General features: G+C 30.1%; 3 protein-coding genes. All 3 read left to right on the top strand.

The annotated features are described in order from the left end of the window. The coding region (locus ACW2QF_RS08905) for a helix-turn-helix domain-containing protein (protein WP_455715647.1) at positions 1–471 on the top strand (471 nt) is incomplete at its 5' end. Between the two features lie 260 nt (positions 472–731). Further along, on the top strand, positions 732–1,841 hold the full coding sequence (gene dnaN, locus ACW2QF_RS08900; protein ID WP_455715646.1) for a DNA polymerase III subunit beta: 1,110 nt from the start codon (positions 732–734) through the stop codon (positions 1,839–1,841). Positions 1,842–1,937: 96 nt separating this feature from the next. After that, a complete protein-coding gene (locus tag ACW2QF_RS08895; protein ID WP_455715645.1) occupies positions 1,938–2,147 on the top strand; it encodes an RNA-binding S4 domain-containing protein in 210 nt (69 codons plus the stop codon). The last annotated feature ends 92 nt before the right edge of the window (positions 2,148–2,239 follow it).

The raw sequence follows: 2,239 nt of genomic DNA, 5'->3' as shown, positions 1-2,239 counted from the left end.
GGTCTTCAAATTGATAATGAAGTAATGAAATATATTGCTACGAATATCAAATCCAATATTCGTGAACTAGAAGGGGCTCTTACTAAGATTGTAGCGTTTTCTAGACTTGAGAAAAAAGATGTAACGGTAGAATTAGCTGAGAAAGTTCTGAAAGACTTAATCTCACCTAATAATAAGAAAGAAATCACTGTAGATTTAATTGTTGAAATGACTTCAGAACACTTTAGCATTTCACAATCTGATATCTACTCATCGAAGAAGAGTAAGAATATTTCTTATCCAAGACAAATTTGTATGTATTTATCTCGTAAACTCACTGAGCTATCTCTTACTGACATTGGTAAGAAGCTTGGAAACCGTGATCATACAACAGTTTTACATGGTATTGATAAGATTACAAAAGATCTCGTAAATGACTCTACTCTTCAAAATACAATAGAGGTTTTAAGTAAGAAGATTAACCCTCAATAGTAGTTTTAAGTTATTCAGAATTTATTGTTAATAACCTGTTATTTTTGTGTGTATTATTTTTGTATAAATTAGACCATGTTAATAACTTCAATTTTATACTCAATCTTAAAAAGAATTATTAACATAGTTGTTATGGACGTGAAGTGGCTCATTTATCATCAAAAAAGCACTTATCAACATTTTAACAGCCCCTATTACTATTACTACTAAATATTTATTATATATTTTTATATTTTATCCTGAAGGGAGTTATACACAGAATGAAAATTGTTTGTTCCAAAAGTGATTTACTAAATGGTGTTAACATTGCTTTAAAAGCAGTGTCTGCAAAATCAACAATGCCAATTCTTGAGTGTCTTGTTATAGAAGTTACAAGCGGTCAAATTAAATTAATATCTAATGATATGGAATTAGGTATCGAAACAGTCATTAAGGGTGAGATCGTTGAAGAAGGTGTTATTGCTATTAATGCTAAGATCTTCTCTGAGATTGTTCGTAAGTTACCAGAGAATGATGTAACCATCCAAACAGATGATAATTTCAAAGCAACAATTACTTGTGAAAAATCTAAGTTTGAGATTTTAGGTAAATCATCTGAAGAATTTCCTAGTTTACCGACTATTACAAAAAATAAACCAATTGTATTATCTCAATTTTCATTAAAAGAAGTAATTCGCCAAACAGTATTTTCTATTGCTGATAATGAAAGTAATAAGATTATGACAGGTGAACTACTTGAAATTGCAGGTAGTGATTTAAAGGTTGTATCTTTGGATGGTCATAGAATATCAATTCGAAAGATTAGGTTAAATCAAGAGTACGAAAACACTAAGGTAGTAGTACCAGGTAAAACACTTATAGAAATTAGTAAGATTTTATCAGGAGAAGTATCTGATGAGCTACAAATATACATCTCTGATAAACATATCTTATTTGAATTTGACAAGACAACAGTATTATCACGTCTTATTGAAGGTGAATTTTATAAGATTGACCAGATGTTATCAAATGACTATGAAACGAAGGTAACTATTAATAAAAAGGAATTTTTAAGTTGTATCGATCGTGCAACGCTATTAGTGAAAGAGTCTGAGAAAAAACCAATCATTGTAAACATTACGGATACGGATTTAGAATTAAAGATTAACTCATCTATTGGTTCCATGAATGAGGAAATTGATATCCGTAAAGAAGGTAAAGATATTCTGATAGGATTTAATCCTAAATTCTTAATTGATGCATTGCGTGTTATCGACGATGAAGAAGTTGATATTTATCTATTTAATCCAAAAGCACCATGTTTTATTCGTGATAAAGAAGAAACTTACGTATATTTAATATTACCAGTTAACTTTAGTGGAGCTGTATAAGTTAGGAGGCAAGGTTGAAAAGACAAAGTTTTTTCAATTAGAGAATTTGTGATGTACACAAATTCTTTTGTCTTTAGAAAGGAGCATTTCGTTATAATGCAAACAATCAAATTAAGAGAAGAGTTTATTAAATTAGGACAGGTTTTAAAAGCAGGCGGACTGGTAGATTCTGGAGTAGATGCCAAATTTGTAATCCAAGATGGTCTCGTTAAAGTAAATCATGAAGTCGAGTACCAACGTGGCAAAAAATTAGTTGCTGGTGACATTGTTGAATACAACGGAGAACAAATAAAGATTGAGAAATAATTGGTGTAATTATGTTCGTTAAATCACTTGAGTTAAGTAATTTTAGAAATTATAAAACGTTATCCATGGGTTTTGACGAGGGAACGAATATC

It is taken from the genome of Anaerosporobacter sp. (genome assembly GCF_965301125.1).
This window is presented reverse-complemented; position numbering and strand designations above follow the sequence as displayed.

Bases quoted from the DNA above. Each gene is read 5' to 3' on its own strand.
- dnaN (WP_455715646.1), top strand. From the start codon at position 732: ATGAAAATTGTTTGTTCCAAAAGTGATTTACTAAATGGTGTTAACATT.
- ACW2QF_RS08895 (WP_455715645.1), top strand. From the start codon at position 1,938: ATGCAAACAATCAAATTAAGAGAAGAGTTTATTAAATTAGGACAGGTT.